15 protein-coding genes are annotated in these 17,785 nt (G+C 67.9%); 11 read left to right on the forward strand and 4 right to left on the reverse strand.

Annotation, left to right across the window (positions count from 1 at the left end):
- Genes AB8619_RS07275 through AB8619_RS07290 form a run of 4 tightly spaced genes read left to right on the forward strand, consistent with a single transcriptional unit; the run spans position 1 to position 3,452 of the window.
- Positions 1-837, forward strand: coding sequence for a glutamate ABC transporter substrate-binding protein (locus AB8619_RS07275; protein WP_436795797.1), 837 nt, complete (start codon positions 1-3; stop codon positions 835-837).
- 42 nt (positions 838-879) lie between these two features.
- Positions 880-1,536 carry an amino acid ABC transporter permease gene (locus tag AB8619_RS07280; RefSeq protein ID WP_436795798.1) on the forward strand — a complete coding sequence of 219 codons (657 nt, stop codon included), beginning with the start codon at positions 880-882 and terminating at the stop codon, positions 1,534-1,536.
- A complete protein-coding gene (locus AB8619_RS07285) occupies positions 1,533-2,435 on the forward strand; it encodes an amino acid ABC transporter permease (RefSeq protein WP_436795799.1) in 903 nt (300 codons plus the stop codon). Before AB8619_RS07280 ends, AB8619_RS07285 begins: the two co-directional genes overlap by 4 nt.
- A gap of 54 nt (positions 2,436-2,489) precedes the next feature.
- Positions 2,490-3,452 carry a M23 family metallopeptidase gene (locus AB8619_RS07290; RefSeq protein WP_436795800.1) on the forward strand — a complete coding sequence of 321 codons (963 nt, stop codon included), beginning with the start codon at positions 2,490-2,492 and terminating at the stop codon, positions 3,450-3,452.
- 27 nt (positions 3,453-3,479) lie between these two features.
- Here AB8619_RS07290 and AB8619_RS07295 read toward each other — a convergent pair whose 3' ends face one another.
- On the reverse strand, positions 3,480-4,082 hold the full coding sequence (locus tag AB8619_RS07295; protein WP_436795801.1) for a GNAT family N-acetyltransferase: 603 nt from the start codon (positions 4,080-4,082) through the stop codon (positions 3,480-3,482).
- Positions 4,083-4,186: 104 nt separating this feature from the next.
- On the opposite strand from AB8619_RS07295, the gene AB8619_RS07300 reads away from it, so the two are divergent.
- The 3 genes from AB8619_RS07300 (at position 4,187) to AB8619_RS07310 (ending at position 8,609) form a co-directional block, all read left to right on the forward strand.
- Positions 4,187-5,587 (forward strand): FG-GAP-like repeat-containing protein, encoded by a 1,401-nt coding sequence (locus AB8619_RS07300; RefSeq protein WP_436795802.1) that lies wholly within the window; start codon positions 4,187-4,189, stop codon positions 5,585-5,587.
- A gap of 132 nt (positions 5,588-5,719) precedes the next feature.
- Positions 5,720-8,344, forward strand: a complete 2,625-nt coding sequence (locus tag AB8619_RS07305) for a hybrid sensor histidine kinase/response regulator (protein WP_436795803.1) — start codon at positions 5,720-5,722, stop codon at positions 8,342-8,344.
- Between the two features lie 64 nt (positions 8,345-8,408).
- On the forward strand, positions 8,409-8,609 hold the full coding sequence (locus AB8619_RS07310) for a cold-shock protein (protein WP_436795804.1): 201 nt from the start codon (positions 8,409-8,411) through the stop codon (positions 8,607-8,609).
- A gap of 96 nt (positions 8,610-8,705) precedes the next feature.
- On the opposite strand, the gene AB8619_RS07315 is transcribed toward AB8619_RS07310, so the two are convergent.
- Positions 8,706-9,725 carry a methyltransferase domain-containing protein gene (locus tag AB8619_RS07315; RefSeq protein ID WP_436795805.1) on the reverse strand — a complete coding sequence of 340 codons (1,020 nt, stop codon included), beginning with the start codon at positions 9,723-9,725 and terminating at the stop codon, positions 8,706-8,708.
- 37 nt (positions 9,726-9,762) lie between these two features.
- Between AB8619_RS07315 and AB8619_RS07320 the strand changes: the two genes are divergently transcribed.
- On the forward strand, positions 9,763-10,203 hold the full coding sequence (locus AB8619_RS07320) for a nuclear transport factor 2 family protein (protein WP_436795806.1): 441 nt from the start codon (positions 9,763-9,765) through the stop codon (positions 10,201-10,203).
- Positions 10,204-10,265: 62 nt separating this feature from the next.
- On the forward strand, positions 10,266-13,613 hold the full coding sequence (locus AB8619_RS07325; RefSeq protein WP_436795807.1) for a BTAD domain-containing putative transcriptional regulator: 3,348 nt from the start codon (positions 10,266-10,268) through the stop codon (positions 13,611-13,613).
- 24 nt (positions 13,614-13,637) lie between these two features.
- On the opposite strand, the gene AB8619_RS07330 is transcribed toward AB8619_RS07325, so the two are convergent.
- Positions 13,638-14,357, reverse strand: a complete 720-nt coding sequence (locus tag AB8619_RS07330; protein ID WP_436795808.1) for a YqjF family protein — start codon at positions 14,355-14,357, stop codon at positions 13,638-13,640.
- A complete protein-coding gene (locus AB8619_RS07335; protein WP_436795809.1) occupies positions 14,354-15,283 on the reverse strand; it encodes a hypothetical protein in 930 nt (309 codons plus the stop codon). The genes AB8619_RS07330 and AB8619_RS07335 overlap by 4 nt, the downstream gene beginning before the upstream one ends.
- Positions 15,284-15,360: 77 nt before the next feature.
- Between AB8619_RS07335 and AB8619_RS07340 the strand changes: the two genes are divergently transcribed.
- Positions 15,361-17,031: a hydroxysqualene dehydroxylase gene (locus AB8619_RS07340; protein ID WP_436795810.1), complete on the forward strand. Its 1,671-nt coding sequence runs from the start codon at positions 15,361-15,363 to the stop codon at positions 17,029-17,031.
- Entirely contained in the window at positions 17,028-17,780 is a 753-nt protein-coding gene (locus AB8619_RS07345; protein ID WP_436795811.1) for a YqjF family protein, read from the forward strand. Before AB8619_RS07340 ends, AB8619_RS07345 begins: the two co-directional genes overlap by 4 nt.
- Positions 17,781-17,785: the final 5 nt, after the last annotated feature.

A 17,785-nucleotide genomic window follows, 5' to 3' on the forward strand; every position in this document is an offset into this window, starting at 1 on the left:
ATGAAGCGCATGATCCGTATCCCACTACTGCTGCTGGCGTTCGCCATGTTCGTCGCTGCCTGCGGCGACGATGACGACACCGCATCCGATGACGGCACGGGAGGAGAAACGCCATCCGGCGAGACGCTCAAGGTCGGCACCAAGTACGACCAGCCCTTGTTCGGCGTCAACACGCCTGACGGAGTCGTCGGCTTCGACGCCGACATCGCACGGTTCATCGCCGACGAACTCGGCATGGAGGTCGCGTTCCAGGAGGCCGTCTCGGCCAACCGTGAGACCTTCCTCGAGAACGGCACCGTCGACATGGTGGTCGCGACCTACACCATCAACGACGAGCGCAAGGAGCAGGTGGACTTCGCCGGTCCGTACTACGTGGCCGGCCAGGACATCATGGTCGAGGCGGGGAACCCGAAGGGCATCACCGGCATCGACGATCTCAACTCCGCCGACATCAAGACATGCACGGTCGAGGGTTCCACTTCGCTCGCGAACCTCAACGAAATGGCACCTGATGCCGATGTCACCACCTTCGACACGTACTCCAAGTGTGCTGACGCCATGGGACAGGGCCGAGTCGACGCCGTCACCACCGACAACGTGATCCTCCTCGGCCTCGCCGATGAGTCCGACGGTGCCTACGAACTCGTCGAGAATCCGTTCACCGACGAGCCCTACGGCATCGGTGTCGCCAAGGGTTCGGAGCTGCGCTGCCAGATCAACGAGATCCTGCAGGCGGCCTACGACGACGGCACCTGGGCCCAGATCTACGAGGACACTGTCGGCGCCGTTGCATCGGTCACCCCCGATCCTCCCGCGATCGACAACGAAGGCTGCTGATCACCACAGCAATCGTTCGGCACGACACGGAAAGGAGACGGCGTGAGCTGGTCTGAGTTCTTCGACGAGTACCAGGACCCGCTCCGAGAAGCCACGTGGGTGACGGTCAAGCTGGCGTTCACCAGCTTCGCCCTCGCCCTCCTCGTGGGCGTCATCGTCGTCTCCTTCCGTGTCAGCCCGATCCCCCCATTGGTGCGGGTGGCGGGGTGGTTCGTCGCTGCGTTCCGCAACACACCGCTGCTCGTGGTGCTCTTCATCGCCCTGTTCGGGCTCGGCGACCTGGGGTTGGTGTTCGACTTCTACCCGACGGCCGTCGTCGCGCTGGGCCTCTACACCGGCGCGTACATGGCTGAAGCGCTGCGGTCCGGCATCAACGCCGTTCCTCGTGGCCAAGCCGAAGCCGGTCGTTCCATCGGGCTCGGATTCGTGCAGCTCATGCGGTTCGTCGTGATCCCCCAAGCCGTCCGGACCGTCATCGGCCCCATCGGCAACCTCTTCGTCGCCAACTTCAAGAACACGGCGGTGGCGTCCACCATCTCCGTCTTCGAGCTGACCGCACAGTCCCAGCGCATGTTCAACGATGCGTCCGCCGGCGTGTGGCGCGTCCTGTTCGTCATCGCGGGGCTGTACCTGTTGTTCCTGTTCCCTGCCGGCTTCGTGTTCCGCCGGCTCGAAGCGCGCTACGCGATCCGGCGATGACGACCAACGTCCTCATCGAGGAGCTCGGGCCGCGAGGTCGTCGGCGTGTCCGCATCGGCACCGGCGTCGCCACCGTCGTCGCCGTCCTCGTCGTCTTCTGGATGTACCTCAGACTCGAGGACAACGGTCAGTTGGAGGCGGTCCGCTGGACCGACCTGTTCGCAGAGAGCACGTTCCGCTTCCTGGGCGAGGGCCTGGTGGCGACGATTCGCGCTGCGATCACCGCTGGCGTGGTCGCCACCGCCGTGGGGTTCGGGCTCGCCCTCCTGCACCTGTCGAAGTCGAGGCCGGCTCGCATGTTCGCGGTCGGATGGGTCGAGTTGTTCCGGGCGCTCCCGCTGCTTCTCATGATCTTCGGCGTGTTCTTCATCGACACCTCGATCGCTCGCGGTCGCGGTGGCGATGCGCTCCTCGGCACCTTCTGGTCCGTCGTCGTGGCGCTGGTGCTCTACAACTCGGCCGTCCTCTCCGAGATCTTCCGCGTGGGAGTGCGGTCGCTCGACAGCGGCCAGTCGGAGGCCGCTCAGGCCGTGGGCATGACGTACTGGCAGATGATGTTCGTCGTCGTGCTCCCGCAGGCGGTCCGCCGGATGGTGCCGGCCATCGTGGCCCAGATGGCGACGCTCACGAAGGACGTGTCGCTGGGGTTCGTGATCGGCTACGAGGAGTTCGTGCGACGGGGTGCGGGCACGCCCAACTTCGGCGACACCGAGGTCACGAACTTCCAGGCGTACGTCTCGATCGGCGTCGTCTACTTCATCCTGGTGTGGGCGATGGCACGTCTCGCACGTTGGCTCGACGAACGGCAGAGCACGGCGCCGAAGGTGGCAGCGACGGGCACCCCCGACGAGGACCTCGAGGTCGGGGCCGGCGACACTCTCGGAGCCGGGCCCGCCTGACCCAGGTGGGCGAGCCACCACGAGATCGCGGCGCCGGCGTCCTACGTTGGTTGCGTGCTGTATGAGCGACTTGTCGGAATCCCGTGGTACGAGGCGATCGGGCTGCGGGAGCCGCGAGCCCGTATGAAGGAGGCGCTCGTCGCCATCCGGGGCGCGGAGGACGTCCCGCCGTCGAAGTTCGGCTTGTCGAGTCTTCGCATGCTCGACCCACGGATGAGCCTGCCGTTGTGGGCAGGCCGCTTCCGCAAGGGCCTGGAGCACAAGGCCGTCATCACGAACCTGTTCAATCACACGCCGACGCCGGTCGAGGACGGTTGGTCGGTGGAGAAGTCGCAGGTGCAGGACTTCCGGAACCGAGGACTCACCTACAACAGCCACAACGGCACCGACTTCTCCGTTCCCGTCGGCACCGCGCTGGTCAGCCCTGCCCCGGGCCGGGTCGCACGGGTCTACGACGAGTACAACCGTGGCGGCCTCAAGATCGTGGTCGACCACGGCGACGGCCTCATGACGTGCTGCGCGCACACGGGACGGGCCGAGGTGGAGGTCGGTCAGACCCTCGAGCGGGGCGAGCTGATGGGCCGTACCGGGTACAGCGGATTGGACTCGCTGGTCACCTTTCCCTGGGGCGTCCCACACGTGCACTTCAACGTCTGGTTCGACGGCCACGCGGTCGACCCGTTCCCCACGGCGCAGAACGCCAGCCTCTGGCTCGGTGGCGACCACCCTCGCAGTCCTGCCCCGGACGACGACGCCAGCCTGGAGCCATCGCACTTCGACATGGACGCAGTCGACGCGGCCATCGCGGCCTGTCGGACGCCGAGCGTCCGCGAGACCCTCAGCGCCATGGCCCCTCAGGAGCGGGCCCTGACGCTGATCTGTGAATGGAACTACTACCCGACCCGCTTCCCCGAGCATCCTCCGATCCACGCGACGCCGGTCGAACGTCGACCCCGGCTCACCCTGCCGTTCCGGTCGGGGGACATCGACGGCATCGTCTTCGCCGACGAGCTCTGAGGTCACCCGCAGACCGGGTCGGAGAGTTCAGCGGGGAGCGGGGTCCCGCCACATACCCCATGCCGAGGGGCCGTTCGGGAGAGCGATCTCCTCGGTGACCACGAAGCCATGGCGGCGGTAGAAGGGGATGTTCGACTCCTTCGACGATTCGAGGTAGGCGCCCACACCCTCGTCGTCGCAACGATCGAGCACCGGAGCGAGGAGTGCCGAGCCGATGCCCTTGCCCTGGTGGGTCGGATCGGTGCCCAACACGGCCAGATACCAGTGCGGTTCCTCCGGGTGGTGCGCTTCGATGACCGACAGCGTCTTGAGCGCCCGCGGGACCCGGGGCCCGAAGGCGCGGGCGGTCGGCACCGCGTGGCGGACGATCTCGCGCAGGGGCATCCGCCACTGTCCGGGCGCAGCCCAGAGCGCACCGCCCTCGAGCCCAGGGGTGACGTGCACTTCGCCACGCACCTGGAGCACGGTGAGATCGACGGTGAAGAAGCGCGCGATGCGCTCGACGTGATCGCGCTCGGGAACGAGATGCTCCATGATCGGATCGTCGTGGAACGAGCGGGCGAGTGCGGCTGCCATCGAGGCGACCTCGCCCGACGCGAGGAGGCGAGTGTCGATGTTCGATGGGCCCATGAGGCGAGGGTATCCCTGGGCCCGAGGGGGAGTCGGCCACTCGATCGGCAACGTCGCCGAGTTGTCATTCAAGACGCGGCGCGGTCCGGCCGATACAGGGTGCAATGGCCTCTCCGACGACCCCGCTACGACGGACACTGCGTCTGCTGGTCCTGACCGCGCTGGCCGCGAGCTTCCTCGTCGCCGCCGGTTCGACCGACGCGTCCGCGGCCCCCGGTCAGTCGCAGGAGGAGATGGAACACGAGTTCCTCCAGCTCCTGAACCTGAAGCGAGTCGATCTCGGCCTCCCGCCGATGGTCCGCGACTCGTCGCTCCGGTCCTCGGCACGGTCATGGTCGGCGCGGATGGCGAAGGACCAGCGCCTGTACCACGATCCGGATCTCCGGGGGGCATGTCAGCGAGCGTCGTCGTCGTGGCAGTCGTGCGCGGAGAACATCGGCTACCGGACGTTCAGCGAGGGCGACGTCCTCGCCATGCACAACGCGCTCGTCGCCTCGTCTGGTCACTACCGCAACATCAAGGGTGAATCGAACCGCGTCGGCATCGGTGTGGTGGTCTCCGGCGGGAGACTGTGGGTCACGTTCAAGTTCATGCTCGGGCCGGCGATCGACGGAGAGACGGGTCTGCACCCGCTCGACACGCCGGGGACGCTTCCCCTCGCAGGGGACTTCAACGGCGATCATCGCGGCGAAGTGATCCTCTACGGGCCTGGCGGCAGTCCCGACGGGCGTCTCACGATGGATGCGACGACCGCATCGAATGGCCGCACCGTCATGCGCGACGCCACGATCAGCGGCATCTACCGTCCGCTGGTCGGCGAGTTCACCGGCGACGGCCTCGACGACATCGTCTGGTATGCGCCGGGTGCGGCCAAGGACTACCTGTGGGCCGGCCGCTCCGACGGCGGCTTCGACTCATCACCGCGAACGATCAACGGGACGACCTACGACCCGCTCGTGGGCGACTTCGACGGGAACGGTGTCGACGACATCGTCTGGTATGCGCCCGGCAAGGCCAAGGACTACATCTGGTCCTTCCGTGCCGGCGGCAGCTACACCTCCCGGCCGACGCAGATCAACGGTCGCTACAAGACGATCGTCTCGGACTTCGACGGCAACCGGGTCGACGATGTCCTCTGGTATGCGCCGGGAACCACCGCCGACTTCCGGTGGTCGTTCGAGCGAGGTGGCACGCACCGGTCGACACGCGCGACGGCCAATGGCGTCTACGAACCGTTCGCCGGCGACTTCAACGGCGACGGCTACGACGACATCGTCTGGTACGCCCCCGGCGGAGCGAGGGACTTCCTGTGGTGGGGTCGCGAATCCGGCTACGGGGACGCGTCGATCAACATCTCCGGTTCGTACATCCCCTCGGTCGCCGACTTCGACGGTGACGGTGCGGAAGACGTGCTGTGGGTCGCCCCGCAACGAATCGGCGGGGAGTCGTACTGGTTCTTCGACGGCACGTCCCCTCGGTCGGTCCCGCTCCAACTCGCCTCCTGACCGACGTTTCGAGGGTGATGTGCGTCGATCGGGCGCTTTGCCCACCAGCACCGTCGTCGATGGCCGTCGGTGCGTCGACGAGCGGATTACCTTCGCCCCGCACGACGGTTGACAGGTGACGAGGAGCGCAGGGTGGGTGACCGAGAATCGGTGTTGGTCGTCGATGACGACGCGGACATGTTGCTCCTGTGCCGTATGCAGCTCGCCGGTCACGGTTACGACGTCGTCACGGCGTCGAGCGGCGCCGAGGCTCTGGTCGCCGTGGAGAAGTACCTGCCCGACGTCGTGGTGATGGACTACACGCTCCCGGATCTGGATGGTCCGGATGTCGTGATGGCGATCCGTCGCGACCTCGGCAGCGACGTGCCGGTCGTGATGCTCACCGCACGCACCAGCATCGAGGACCAGGAGGCGGGGTGGAGCGTGGGCCTCGCCGACTACGTGATGAAGCCGTTCGAGGAGCGACGGCTGCTCGAAGCCGTCGAGGCCGCCCTGGTCCCCGGGCACGCCGAGGATGCCGAACGTCGCCGGCTCGATGCGCTCGACAGGCTCCGCGCCGGTGCCGTTGCCGAGTGGCAACAGATGGCGGCGGTGATCGAGCACTCCGAGGACGCGATCCTCACCAAGTCGCTCGACGGGACCATCACCAGTTGGAACCCGTCGGCCGAACGCCTCTACGGCTACAGCGAGGCCGAGGCGCTCGGCCGCAACATCTCGATGCTCGCCACCGACGACACGGGAGACGAGATCACCGACATCCTCGCCCGCATCGGCAGGGGCGAGACCGTTCGCCACTACGAGACGGTGCGTCAACGACGAGACGGCACCGAGGTCCACGTGTCGCTGTCGGTGTCGCCGGTCGTCGGAGCGACGGGAACCGTCATCGGGGCTGCGGTGATCGGGCGCGACGTGAGCGAACGTCGGCGTGACGATCAGCAGTTCCGCGCCGTGGTCGAGGCTGCACCCGATGCCATGGTGATCGTCGACGCCGCCGGCCTGATCGAACTGGTCAACGCCCAGACCGAGAATCTCTTCGGGTACGAACGGTCGGAGCTGATCGGGCAGCCGGTCGAGGTCCTGGTCCCACACCGGTTCCGCCCACGACATCCGGGTCACCGCGGTGACTATGCGAAGAACCCCCGGTTCCGTCCGATGGGCGACGGGCTCGAGCTGCGCGGTCTCCGCAAGGACGGCAGCGAGTTCCCGATCGAGATCTCGCTGAGTCCGATCGAGACCGAGCAGGGCGCCAGCGTGTCGGCGGCGATCCGTGACGTGACCGAGCGCAAGCAGGCCGAGACCATGTTCCGGGGCCTGCTCGAGGCCGCCCCGGACGCCATCGTCGGGGTCGACTCCGGTGGTCGGATCCGGCTCGCCAACGCCCAGGCCGAGGTGCTCACCGGGTACTCGCGTGACGAGCTCCTCGGACAGCCGGTCGAGATCCTCGTGCCGCTCGACCTGCGCGAGGCCCACCCCTCACATCGCGACCAGTACTTCCGTGAGCCCAAGACCCGACCCATGGGCGCGGGACTCGACCTCGTCGCCCGACGGAAGGACGGCCGGGAGGTCCCGGTCGAGATCTCGCTGTCGTCGATCGAGACGGCGGACGGTCGGCTGGTGTCGGCGGCGATCCGCGACGTGACCGAGCGAGCCGAGGCCGAGGCCATGTTCCGTGGCCTTGTCGAGTCGGCACCCGACGCCATGGTCATCGTCGATGCCGTGGGGACGATCCAGTTGGTCAACGCCCAGACCGAGAACCTCTTCGGCTACGACCGCGACGAGCTCGTCGGTGAACCGGTCGAGGTCCTGGTGCCGCAGCGGTTCCGCGGACGGCATCCCCAACACCGGCTCGGCTACGTCCGTGAACCGAAGGCTCGACCCATGGGGGTGGGCCTCGATCTCCTCGGACTCCGCAAGGACGGAACCGAGTTCCCGGTCGAGATCTCGCTGAGCCCGCTGCAGACCAGCCGGGGGACTGTCGTGTCGGCCTCCATCCGTGACGTCACCGAGCGCGCCCAGGCCGAGGCCGCCAGGTCGGCGGCGCTCGAGCGCGAGCGTGAGGCGAGCCAACGACTGCGCGAGGTCGACGGTCTCCGCAACGACTTCCTGTCGACGGTCTCCCACGAACTGCGGACGCCGCTGACGGCGATCAAGGGATTCGCCGGTCTGCTCTCGGACCGGAGCGACACGATGTCCGCCGAGGACCGAGCCCACCTCCTCGAACGAGTGTCGGTCTCGGCTGATCGGCTCGACTACCTGATCAACGACCTCCTCGACTTCTCGCGACTCGAGCGGGGGCTCCTGCAGGTCGACCCGAGACCACATGACGCGCGTCAGCTCGTGGGTGAGGCCATCGACCGGATCCAGCTGGCGACCGAACGTCACCACGTGGTCAACGACGTCCCGGACGGCCTGCTCCTCCTCGCTGACGACACCGCGTGCTCTCGGGTGCTCGAGAACCTCCTCTCGAACGCTGCCAAGTTCTCGGACCCGGGATCGACCATCACCATCAGCGCCGAGTCGTCGGAGACCTCGGTCTCGGTCTCGGTTGCCGACGAGGGCGATGGCATCGCCGAACCCGACCTCGACCGGATCTTCGAGCGCTTCTACCGGGTCGGCGGAACCGACAACCGCAAGCCCGGTACCGGCATCGGGCTGGCGATCGTCCGCCAGTTCGCCGAGGCGCAGGGAGGCTCGGTGACCGTCCGATCGACGCCCGGTGAGGGGTCGGCTTTCACTCTGACACTGCAACGAGCGTGAAACGGGGTACCCTGTGGGTTCTTGAGCCGGTAAGAGACTGGCTCGCCATTGAGAAGAGATTGTTTTGGCTACAGGTACCGTGAAGTTCTTCAACGCTGAGAAGGGCTTCGGATTCATTTCTCGCGAAGACGGCGACGACGTGTTCGTCCACTTCTCCAACATCGCCGGTGACGGCTACAAGTCCCTCGACGAGGGTCAGAACGTGGAATTCGACGTCGGCCCCGGCCGCAAGGGTGACGAAGCGCAGAACGTTCGCGTCGTCTGATCCCAAAGGATCGTCGTTCGAGCCGCTGGCCCTCCGGGTCGGCGGCTCGTTCGCTTTTTCGGGCCGGTCTTCTCGGGACCGGTCCTCTCGGGCCGGTCAGAGGCGTGTCGCGCTCCACGTCCCCGGCTCGACCAGTCGTCCCAGGTTGACGTGGCATCGGACGACCTCGCCCGCGGCGACGTCGTCGTCGAGGCGGAACATCCGGTTGCCCCAACTGGTGACCGGCGCCAGAGGTGACGTCGTGAGGATCGTCTCGTCGTCGAACAGCGCCTCGAACCAGACGCAGAAGCCGTCGACGATGCAGTCGGTCGAGGCCGTCCGTTCGACGACGTGATCGAGGGGGAGTGACTCGACCGACTCGAGCGTGTGCAGATCGAAGTCGAGGATCGGTTCGGGCGTCCCGACCGTCGCGGCGACCGACCCGGGCCGCGCCCACAGTTGCTCGGTGCGCCCGAAGTCGAAGCGACCGGCGACCGGTGACCGCTCCGTCGCTCGGAGATCGATGTCGTCGGGGAGGTCGATGTTCCAGAACCGCCGCACGCGCATCGACTCGTGGAACGAGACGGGCTCGACGTAGAGGCGGAAGTGGGCGGGGAGCAGGCGCCCTCCGGGGCGCAGGACCCGATCGCGGAGATCGAGCAGGTTCTGGAGCATGTTCTCGTTGAACAGTTCGTCGCCCATCTGCTCGTGGAGGACCACGTCGACCGGCTCCGGTGGGGTGAACTCACGGCTGTTCGCCTGGACGAACTCGATGTTGGTGATGCCGTTGTGGTCCGCGATCTCGCGGGCGACCTCGATGAAGTCCGAGTGCTCGACGGCGTAGACCTTCGACGCACCCGCACGACTGGCCATGAACGCCAGCAGCCCGGTCCCGGTCCCGAGGTCGACGACGACGTCGCCGGGTCGGACGTGGCGATGGATGCCGTCGTGGTAGGCGCGCACCCGCTCGGTGTCGCTCAACATCTCCTCGTGTTCGGACAGGCCGGAGAAGTTGGTCTCGTTCTGGAGGTCGTACACGACACCCATGAGCCAGTCGTTCGACGCGACGCGGTTGGCCCCGAAGCCGATCACCGATCGTGCGATCCGTTCGGCGGCATTCGACCATCGTGGGTTCACGGCGAGGAGGGTAATGCCGGCCGGGTACGTTGCTCGGATGACCGACGACGAACGACGAGCACTCGTGGAACGGTTCTGGGCGACCCTGGCACGGCGCGACTGGGACGGGCTCGCCGCGTTCCTCGACGACCGCAGCGAGTACTGGGATGTCCCGATCGGCCGGGAGAACGGCGCGACGGGCCCTGCCAACATCGTGAAGCGGCTCCAGCTCGGGTTGGCACCGCTCGCGGACTACACGAATCAGCCCGAGTACACGATCGTCGAGGGTGAGCACGTCGTCTCGGTCCACTCGGAGTCGTGGACATGGGACGACGACCATCGCTACACGCTCGAGTTCGCCACCCATCAGCGCGTCGTCGACGGCGTCATCGTCGAGTGGCGGGACTACAGCGACATGAGCGGTCTGATGGCCGCAGCGCCGGCGTGGTGGCACGATCACCTCGCCGCCGACGACCTCAGCTGGCGTACCCCGGCCTGAGTCGTCGTCCGACGAGGTCACGTCGACCTGTGGCACGTGGCGTGCCTGTTACGGTCGCTCTCATGCGGGCTGCTGTCCTCGGTCCTCTCCGAATCGAACGAGACGGCGCCGAGATCCCGCTGCATGCGCCCAAGGAACGGGCGATCGTCTCGATCCTCGCGATCCGAGCGCCCGAGTTCGTCGGACCCGACGTCCTGATCGATGCCGCCTGGGGCGCAGGAGCCCCCATCGACGCGCCGGCGCTGTTCTACACGGCGGTCGATCGGCTCCGGGCCCAACTGGGCGCCGATGCGATCGAGGAGGTCGACGGCCGGTACCGCCTAGCCATCGACGCAGCGCAGGTCGACGTCAACCAGTTCACTGCTGCGGTGTCGGTCGACGCATCTGCGACGCCGGCGCGGCGAGAGTGGCTCGAGGCCGCCCTGGCGCTCTGGCGTGGCCCGGCCCTCCAGGACCTCGCCCCGTCGTCCGGCGCGCGGGTGGAGATCCGAGCGCTCGAGGATCTCCGTCATCGGGTCGAGGAGGACCTGGTCGCGTCGATGCTGGCCGCCGAACAGTGGGCCGATGCCATCAGCCGGAGCGAACAGTTGGTCGAGGCGCAGCCGATGCGCGGTCGCCGGTGGGCGCTCCTCGTCGTCGGACTGGTGCATGCCCAGCGGGTGGAGGAAGGCAGGCACGCCTACCAACGGGCACACGAGATGCTCGATCCGGCCGGGATCCGCGGACTCGACGTCGCTCTCCTCGACTCTTCGGTCATCGACGCGCTCGGCGTCCCGACGCCGACGCGGGGCGAACGTCCGCGCTCCGGACTCCGGACCTTCGTCTTCACCGACATCGAGGGCTCGACCAACCTGTGGCAGCGGCATCCCGACGCGATGACCACGGCGCTGGAGACGCACGACCGGTTGCTCCGTGAGATCTGCGCCCGGCATTCGGGCGAGTGCTTCACCCATCTCGGCGACGGTCTGGGAATGGCGTTCGTCGATCCACGGAACGCTCTGTCGGCATCGAACGAGATCCAGAGCGCCGTCGCCGTTGCACCATGGCCTCCGGCGACGCCACTCAAGGTCCGGATCGGCATCCACTTCGGGTTTGCCGACTTCCGCGACGGCAACTACCTCGGGACACCGGTGAACGTGTGCGCCCGCATCAATTCCCTCGCGCATGGTGGGCAGACGCTGGTCTCCGCAGCGACCGTGGACCTGGCGGCCCCGGTCGAGACGATCCCGCTCGGTGCGTATCCGCTGCGTGGAGTCGACGAGCCGGTCGAGGTCCATCAGCTGGGCGAGGGCGATTTCGGTCCCTTGCGAGGCACCGACCCGACGCGGACCAACCTTCCGCCTGCGGGCACCACGATGGTCGGGCGAGACGAGGAGGTGCGCGAGATCCGCGCCATGTTGACGACCTCTCCAGTCGTGACGATCACCGGACCCGGCGGGTCGGGCAAGACCCGCCTGGCCGTCGAGGTCGCCCACGAAGAGCTCCTCAACCGCACCGCGGGCGCCTACTTCGTCGACCTGAGCGGCGTCAGCGACGATCTCGACGTCGGGGCGGCAGTCGCCGGTGCACTCCGGCTGACGGTCGGCGCCGACGGGCCGACCGCAGCGGTGCTCGAGCACCTGGGGGACCAGGACACCCTCGTGGTGATCGACAACTGCGAGCACGTCGTCGAAGGCGTCGCCGAGTTCGCCGAAGCCGTTGCATCGATCGCCGGCGGAGCTCGACTCCTCGCAACGAGCCAGGGGGCGCTCGACATCGACACCGAGCGAGTGCACGTGCTCGGTCCACTCGCCGCCGACGGGGTCGACAGCCCGGCGGTGCAATTGCTGGTCGACCGTGTGCGGCGGACCGATCCGTCGTTCGTTCTCGACGAGATCACGGGTCCGAAGGCTGTCGAGATCTGCCGGCGCCTCGATGGTCTCCCGCTCGCGCTCGAGTTGGCAGCCAGCCGTCTGGGGGTCCTGTCACTCGACGATCTCGGGCGTCATCTCGAGGATCGCTTCAGCGTTCTGCGCAGTGGCGGCCGACGGCGATCGCGGACGATGGAAGCAACCGTCGCGTGGAGCTATGGGCTCCTCGAACCGGACGACCAACGGTGCTTCCGGCTGCTCGGCGTGTTCGCGGGTTCGTTCGATGTCGAGGCGGCGGCGGCGGTCATCGGCTCGAGTGAACTGGAGACCATCGACCGGCTCGAAGATCTCGTCGCGAGCTCACTCCTCACCGTCGAGCGGGCTGGCGCCCGGCACCGCTTCCGCCTCCTCGAGACCCTTCGCGCCTATGCGCGGCTGCGGCTCGTCGATCAGGACGAGCTGACAGCAGCGCGCGACGCGCACCTCGAGCATCACCTGGCGACGTTCGTGCCGTCCGACGGCACGGTGCTGATCCCGTCGCGTTCGGTGGCGCAGGCCCGCCATGTCCACAGCGACCTGGTCGCGGCCTACTCCCACGCGACGGCATCCGATCGATGGGAGGACGCCGCTCGCTTGTCCTTCCTGTTGACGAGCGTGTCGGCGATGGCAGGCACGGGAGTCCCGACGGGTCTCGAGGTCGTGCGTGAACGATTCGGACCCGACCACGAGATCGGCGGGATGCTCCTCGTCGCGCGGTTGCTGCACGCGGTCGCGATCGACGACTGGGGCAGGGCGATCCGGATCGCCCAGGACGCAACGATCAGTCCGTTCCCCGCGGTGGCCGGTACCGGGTGCTGGTTGCTCGCCTTCACCAACGCCATGATCGACAGCCCGATCGTCGAGCGGATGCTGTCCGACGCCGCAGGGCATCTGGCCGCGATCGAGCCGGACTCCCACAACGCCAGGAGTGTGGCCGCGGGCATCACGTACACCCGAGCGGCGCCGGCGGCGATGCGAGGCGACCTCGAGACGGCCAGGGCCTCGTGTCGTGAGTGGTACCGGGCCGGCCCGTACGCCGAACTGGTCGCGACCGAGCCGCACCTGCTCGCAGAACTCGCCGTGGTGGAGATCATCGACGGCAATCCCGCGCTCGCCGTCGACCTGCTCGATCGCGACGACGTGGACGAGTTCCTGCAGGCGTCTGCGGTGGTGGTCAAGGTCGCAGCGCTGGCCCTCGACGGCAACGCAGCGGCAGCGAAGGCACTGGCCGTGCCGTTCGCCCGCGAAGCGCTGCTCGGTCGCATCGCTCGGCTGTCGAACGACGCCGCAGTCGGACTCGCTGCGGTGTTGCTCGCCACCGGCGAGATCGATGACGCCCGAGCGCTGCTCCTTGCAGCCCGGGGTGCACGTGCACCCCACATCGGTCTGTTGGCGGCGCACCTGGCCGACCTGGCCGGGTGCCGGGCGGAGGTCGAGGCGATGCAGAGCGACTCGGTCTATACGCGTGCCGACGCTCGCCCCGACGTCGAGGCGGCGCTGGGGCTCCCGACCTTCGCGTGACGGACTGACCGTCGGCTCAGCGCCTCAGCGGCGCGGCCAGGCCCGCGGCTCGCGTGACGCAGCAACGAGCGGCCAGGCGATGGCGTGCGTCCCGTCGGAGTACGCGGTCACGGGCTCGGACAACGGGTGGACGCCCGCGGCGTCGAGCACCTCGTTGCTCCGGACCTCCACGTCGGCCGATCGCAGGACCCAGGGCACGTGGGAGATGTCGCCGCGGTCGAGCCGTCCGCGCCATCCGTGGGTGTACATGCAGTAGCGCTCGCCCAAGAACTCGTCGAGGGCCGTGCGGTCGCCGAGCGGCGCGGACGTCGGTGCAAACGTCGCGTCGAAGGTCGCGGAAACGGGGCCGTGGCGGCGACTCGTCGCACGGAACGCGCCACCTTCGACCCCGAAGTGCATGTCGGCATCCGCATACGGGAGCCGGAAGACGCGCTTGGCCACTCGTACGCTGAACCAGCTCATGGCGTCGATGCTCAGGAACCACACGCCCGGCCGGCCGCGGTTGGTGACGTAGGTACGCAGGTTCAGTTCAGGGAAGTGGGTGGTCCCGGGAATCGGCGGAAGGTCACGCAGGTGCACTGCCTCCAGCTGGAGGGGGATGAGCGTCACCCACGCCGAGCCGTCGAACTCGTCCACCGTCAGGTCGGGATGCACCAGGTCGGCGATCTCGGCGGCATCGACGCGGTAGTGCAGGTACAGCAGGTGTTCCCAGCGCTGGTTCATCACCCACGGCAGCTGGATCATGCGCGGCCACCGAAGAGCCGGCCCAGCCGTCGCTGCAGGGGAGAGGGGAAGTCACTCACGCTGATGGCCGCCACCTCGGGGTCGCGCAGGCCATGGCCCCAGGGGTAGGACGCCACGCCCGACCGGGAGAGTCGGCGCAGTTCCGGCAGGTCGAGCGACGTGGCCGTGAGGTCGTACAGCTGGTCGAGGCGCGAGCCGATCAGGACGTGGTCGACGAACCAGATGAACGGGTCGCCGAGGTGCGTCCAGGCGGGCGTCCTCCGTCGCAGGTCGGACCGCAACGGGTAGTGCTGCGGAGAGAGGTCGGGTACGTGCATCGCGATGCTCACGCCCGAGGCGGATGGTCGGAAGAACCATCGAGCCACCCGCGACAGATGGCCGAGCGCCCAGTCGTGGTCCTCGACGATCGCCTGGGCGTAGAGCACCCGGGTCAGCGTCAGGCTCATGAGCTTCTGCTCGTGTGGTTCCTCGTCGGTCGCCGATGCGACGTGGTGGAGATAGCCGAGGGCGATGCTCGTGTTGTGCGCCCGATACCACGAGGTGGCGTGGGGATCGGCGAGGAAGCGCTGCCAGGCCCGGACGCCACGTGTCGATCCGGGCTCGGTGTCGCCGGCGTCGAACATCAGACGAGCCTCGATGGCGTCGCGCAGGAGCTCGGCGTTCACCGCTCGCCACCAGGCGCTGCCCGGTTTCACCGCGTCGCCGACGGGGTCGAGCACGCCTCGGTGGATCTCCCACTTCAAGAAGGCGAGCTCCGATGCCCCATAGCTGTGCCAGCCCTCGCCGGGGTGACACACGTAGAAGCTCTCGGCGAGTCGATAGCGAGCGGTCGGATCGTCCGCCACTGCGGCGACCTGGGCGTCGGCCTCGGCAGCGAACCGTCCGGTCCGGGCGCTCGGGGCAACCACTGCCTTTGTCTCGCTCACGACCGTCCAGTGCTCGGCGCCGGGTCTTCTGGGGCGAGTGTAGTGTCGGTCACTCGGGACACGGGGAGAGGCACAACATGCGAGTCGCAGTACTTGGCGGGGGTGTCGCCGGGTTGTCGGCGGCGATGGAGCTCCTCGAGCGGGGGATCGCGGTCGACGTCTACGAGGCGCTCGACATCCCCGGCGGCAAGGCCCGCAGCATGGTGATCGAACGGCCCTCGCAGGCCGGACTGCCGAGCGAACACGGGTTCCGCTTCTTCCCCGGCTTCTATCGCCACGTGATCGACACCATGAAGCGGATCCCCACGGTCGGTGGGAAGTCGGTCGCCGACAACCTCGTCGCCGCCGACTACGGGATGTTCGCCCGTGCCGGCCAGGACCCGATCGTGGTCCCCGCGATCAGCCCGCGGAGTCTCCACGACGTGATCGACACGCTGCACAACCTGCGCGGCATCACGAAGGACCTGTCGACCGCCGACATCGAGTTCTTCGCCGGGAAGCTCTGGCAGATCATGACCAGCTGCGGCGACCGCCGACTCGAGGAGTACGAGGACCAGAGCTGGGCCGACTTCATCGAGGCGGAGGATCGTTCGAGCGGCTACCAGGAGTGGTTCGCCGGTGCCATGACGCGGACGCTCATCGCGGCGTCGGGGAACAAGGCGAGCGCCCGCACCGTGGGCGACATCACGATCCAGATCCTGCTGTCGAGTTGGAAGCCCGGGGGACAGTCCGACCGCCTCCTCGACGGCCCGACCAACGAGGTCTGGATTGATCCGTGGATGGACTATCTGCGACTGCGGGGCGTGCGGTTCTTCCCTGGCCACCGCGTCCAGGAGATCCTCCTCGGTGACTCGGAGATCGAGGGGATCCGCGTCGAGAACGACACCGGCGACCGCACGATCACGGCCGATCACTACATCCTGGCGATGCCGGTCGAGGCCGTGGCCGCACTCGTGACCGACGAGTTGGCCGACGCCGTGCCGTCCCTGGCGACGACGCGGGAGCTCACCGATCGGGTCGCGTGGATGAGCGGCATGCAGATCTACCTCCGCAAGGACACCGAGATCGTGCGTGGCCACAGCATCTACGTCGGCTCGGCCTGGGGGCTGACCTCGATCAGCCAGCAGCAGTTCTGGCCGCACCACCGGCTCAGCGCCGACTCCGGCGGTCGGGTCAACGGCGTGCTCTCGGTCGACATCTCGGACTGGGACTCGCCCGGTTCGAACGGCAAGACGGCTCGCGAGTGCACGCTCGAGGAGATCCGCACGGAGGTGCTCGGCCAGCTCCGCGCCTGTGTCGGACACCTCCCCGGCGTCGACCTGAGCGATGCGAACGTCGACTCCTTCTTCATCGATCCCGACATCGTGTTCTTCGGCGCCGACGGCACGGCTGAGGCGAACCACGAACCGCTGTTCGTGAACGAGCGTGGGACCTGGTGGCTCCGGCCGCACGCACACACCGAGTTGCCCAACCTGTACCTCGCTTCGGACTACGTCCGCACGAACACCGATCTGGCCACGATGGAGGGAGCGAACGAGGCGGCACGTCGAGCAGTCAACGCGATCCTCGGTCGGGAAGGCATGAAGGCCCGACGCTGCCACGTGTGGAGCCTGCACGAGCCGTGGGCTCTCACGCCGCTGCGGTGGATGGACCAGCGTCGGTTCGCCAGGGGAGAGCCCTGGTCGTCCGAGATCCCCGACGTCTTCGGCCGTCTCGCCCACGTCATCCATCGAGGTCCGCGACGGTGACCGCCTGGGTCGAGCGCCTCCTCGACGACCCCGCGCTCGCGAAGTGGGCTCCCGATCGTCCGTGGTCGGCAGCGCAGCGTGAGCAGCACGTGCTCTTCCTCCACTACCCGGTGCCGGTCGAGCAACTCCGCTCCGCCGTGCCCGACTCGCTCGAGATCCAGGTCGTCGACGGGACCGCCTGGATCTCGGTCATCGCCCTCGAGGTCGCCGACGTCACCGCCCGTCGGTTCCCGGTGCCGCCGTGGCTTCGTCGCTTCGGGGAGGTCGACCTGCTGGTCCCGGTGGTCCACGAGGGTCGCCGTGGCGTGTTCTTCCTCGCGATCGAGGGAGCGCAGCGGATCGCCAGCATGATCACCCGGTGGACGATCGGCCTGCCGTATCTCTACGCCGGGACACGGACCCGGCAGATGCGGGACGGATGGCAGGTGACCAGCGGTCCTCGCTGGTGTGCCGATGCCCCGGCGGCGTCGTTCGATGCGACGTACCGCCCGCTCGGGCCGGTGGAACACAACCCCGACTCGCCGGCGTCATGGCTGGCCGACCAGTACTCGATGTACGTCGTCGATCGCCGGGGTCGCCTGTGCCGCGGCGACGAGATCCACGGGATGTGGCCGCTCCGCGCGGCCGAGGTCGACCTGCGCATGAACACGCTTCCGGCTGCTGCTGGTCTGACCGTTCCGGACCGGCCTGCGCTTGTGCATTACTCCGAAGGGCGCGACATCGTCACCTGGACGCCGACGCCGGTCTGACCGGC

Origin of the sequence: Actinospongiicola halichondriae (assembly GCF_049103745.1) — a bacterium.
GTDB classification, from domain to species: domain Bacteria; phylum Actinomycetota; class Acidimicrobiia; order Acidimicrobiales; family Salinilacustritrichaceae; genus Salinilacustrithrix; species Salinilacustrithrix halichondriae.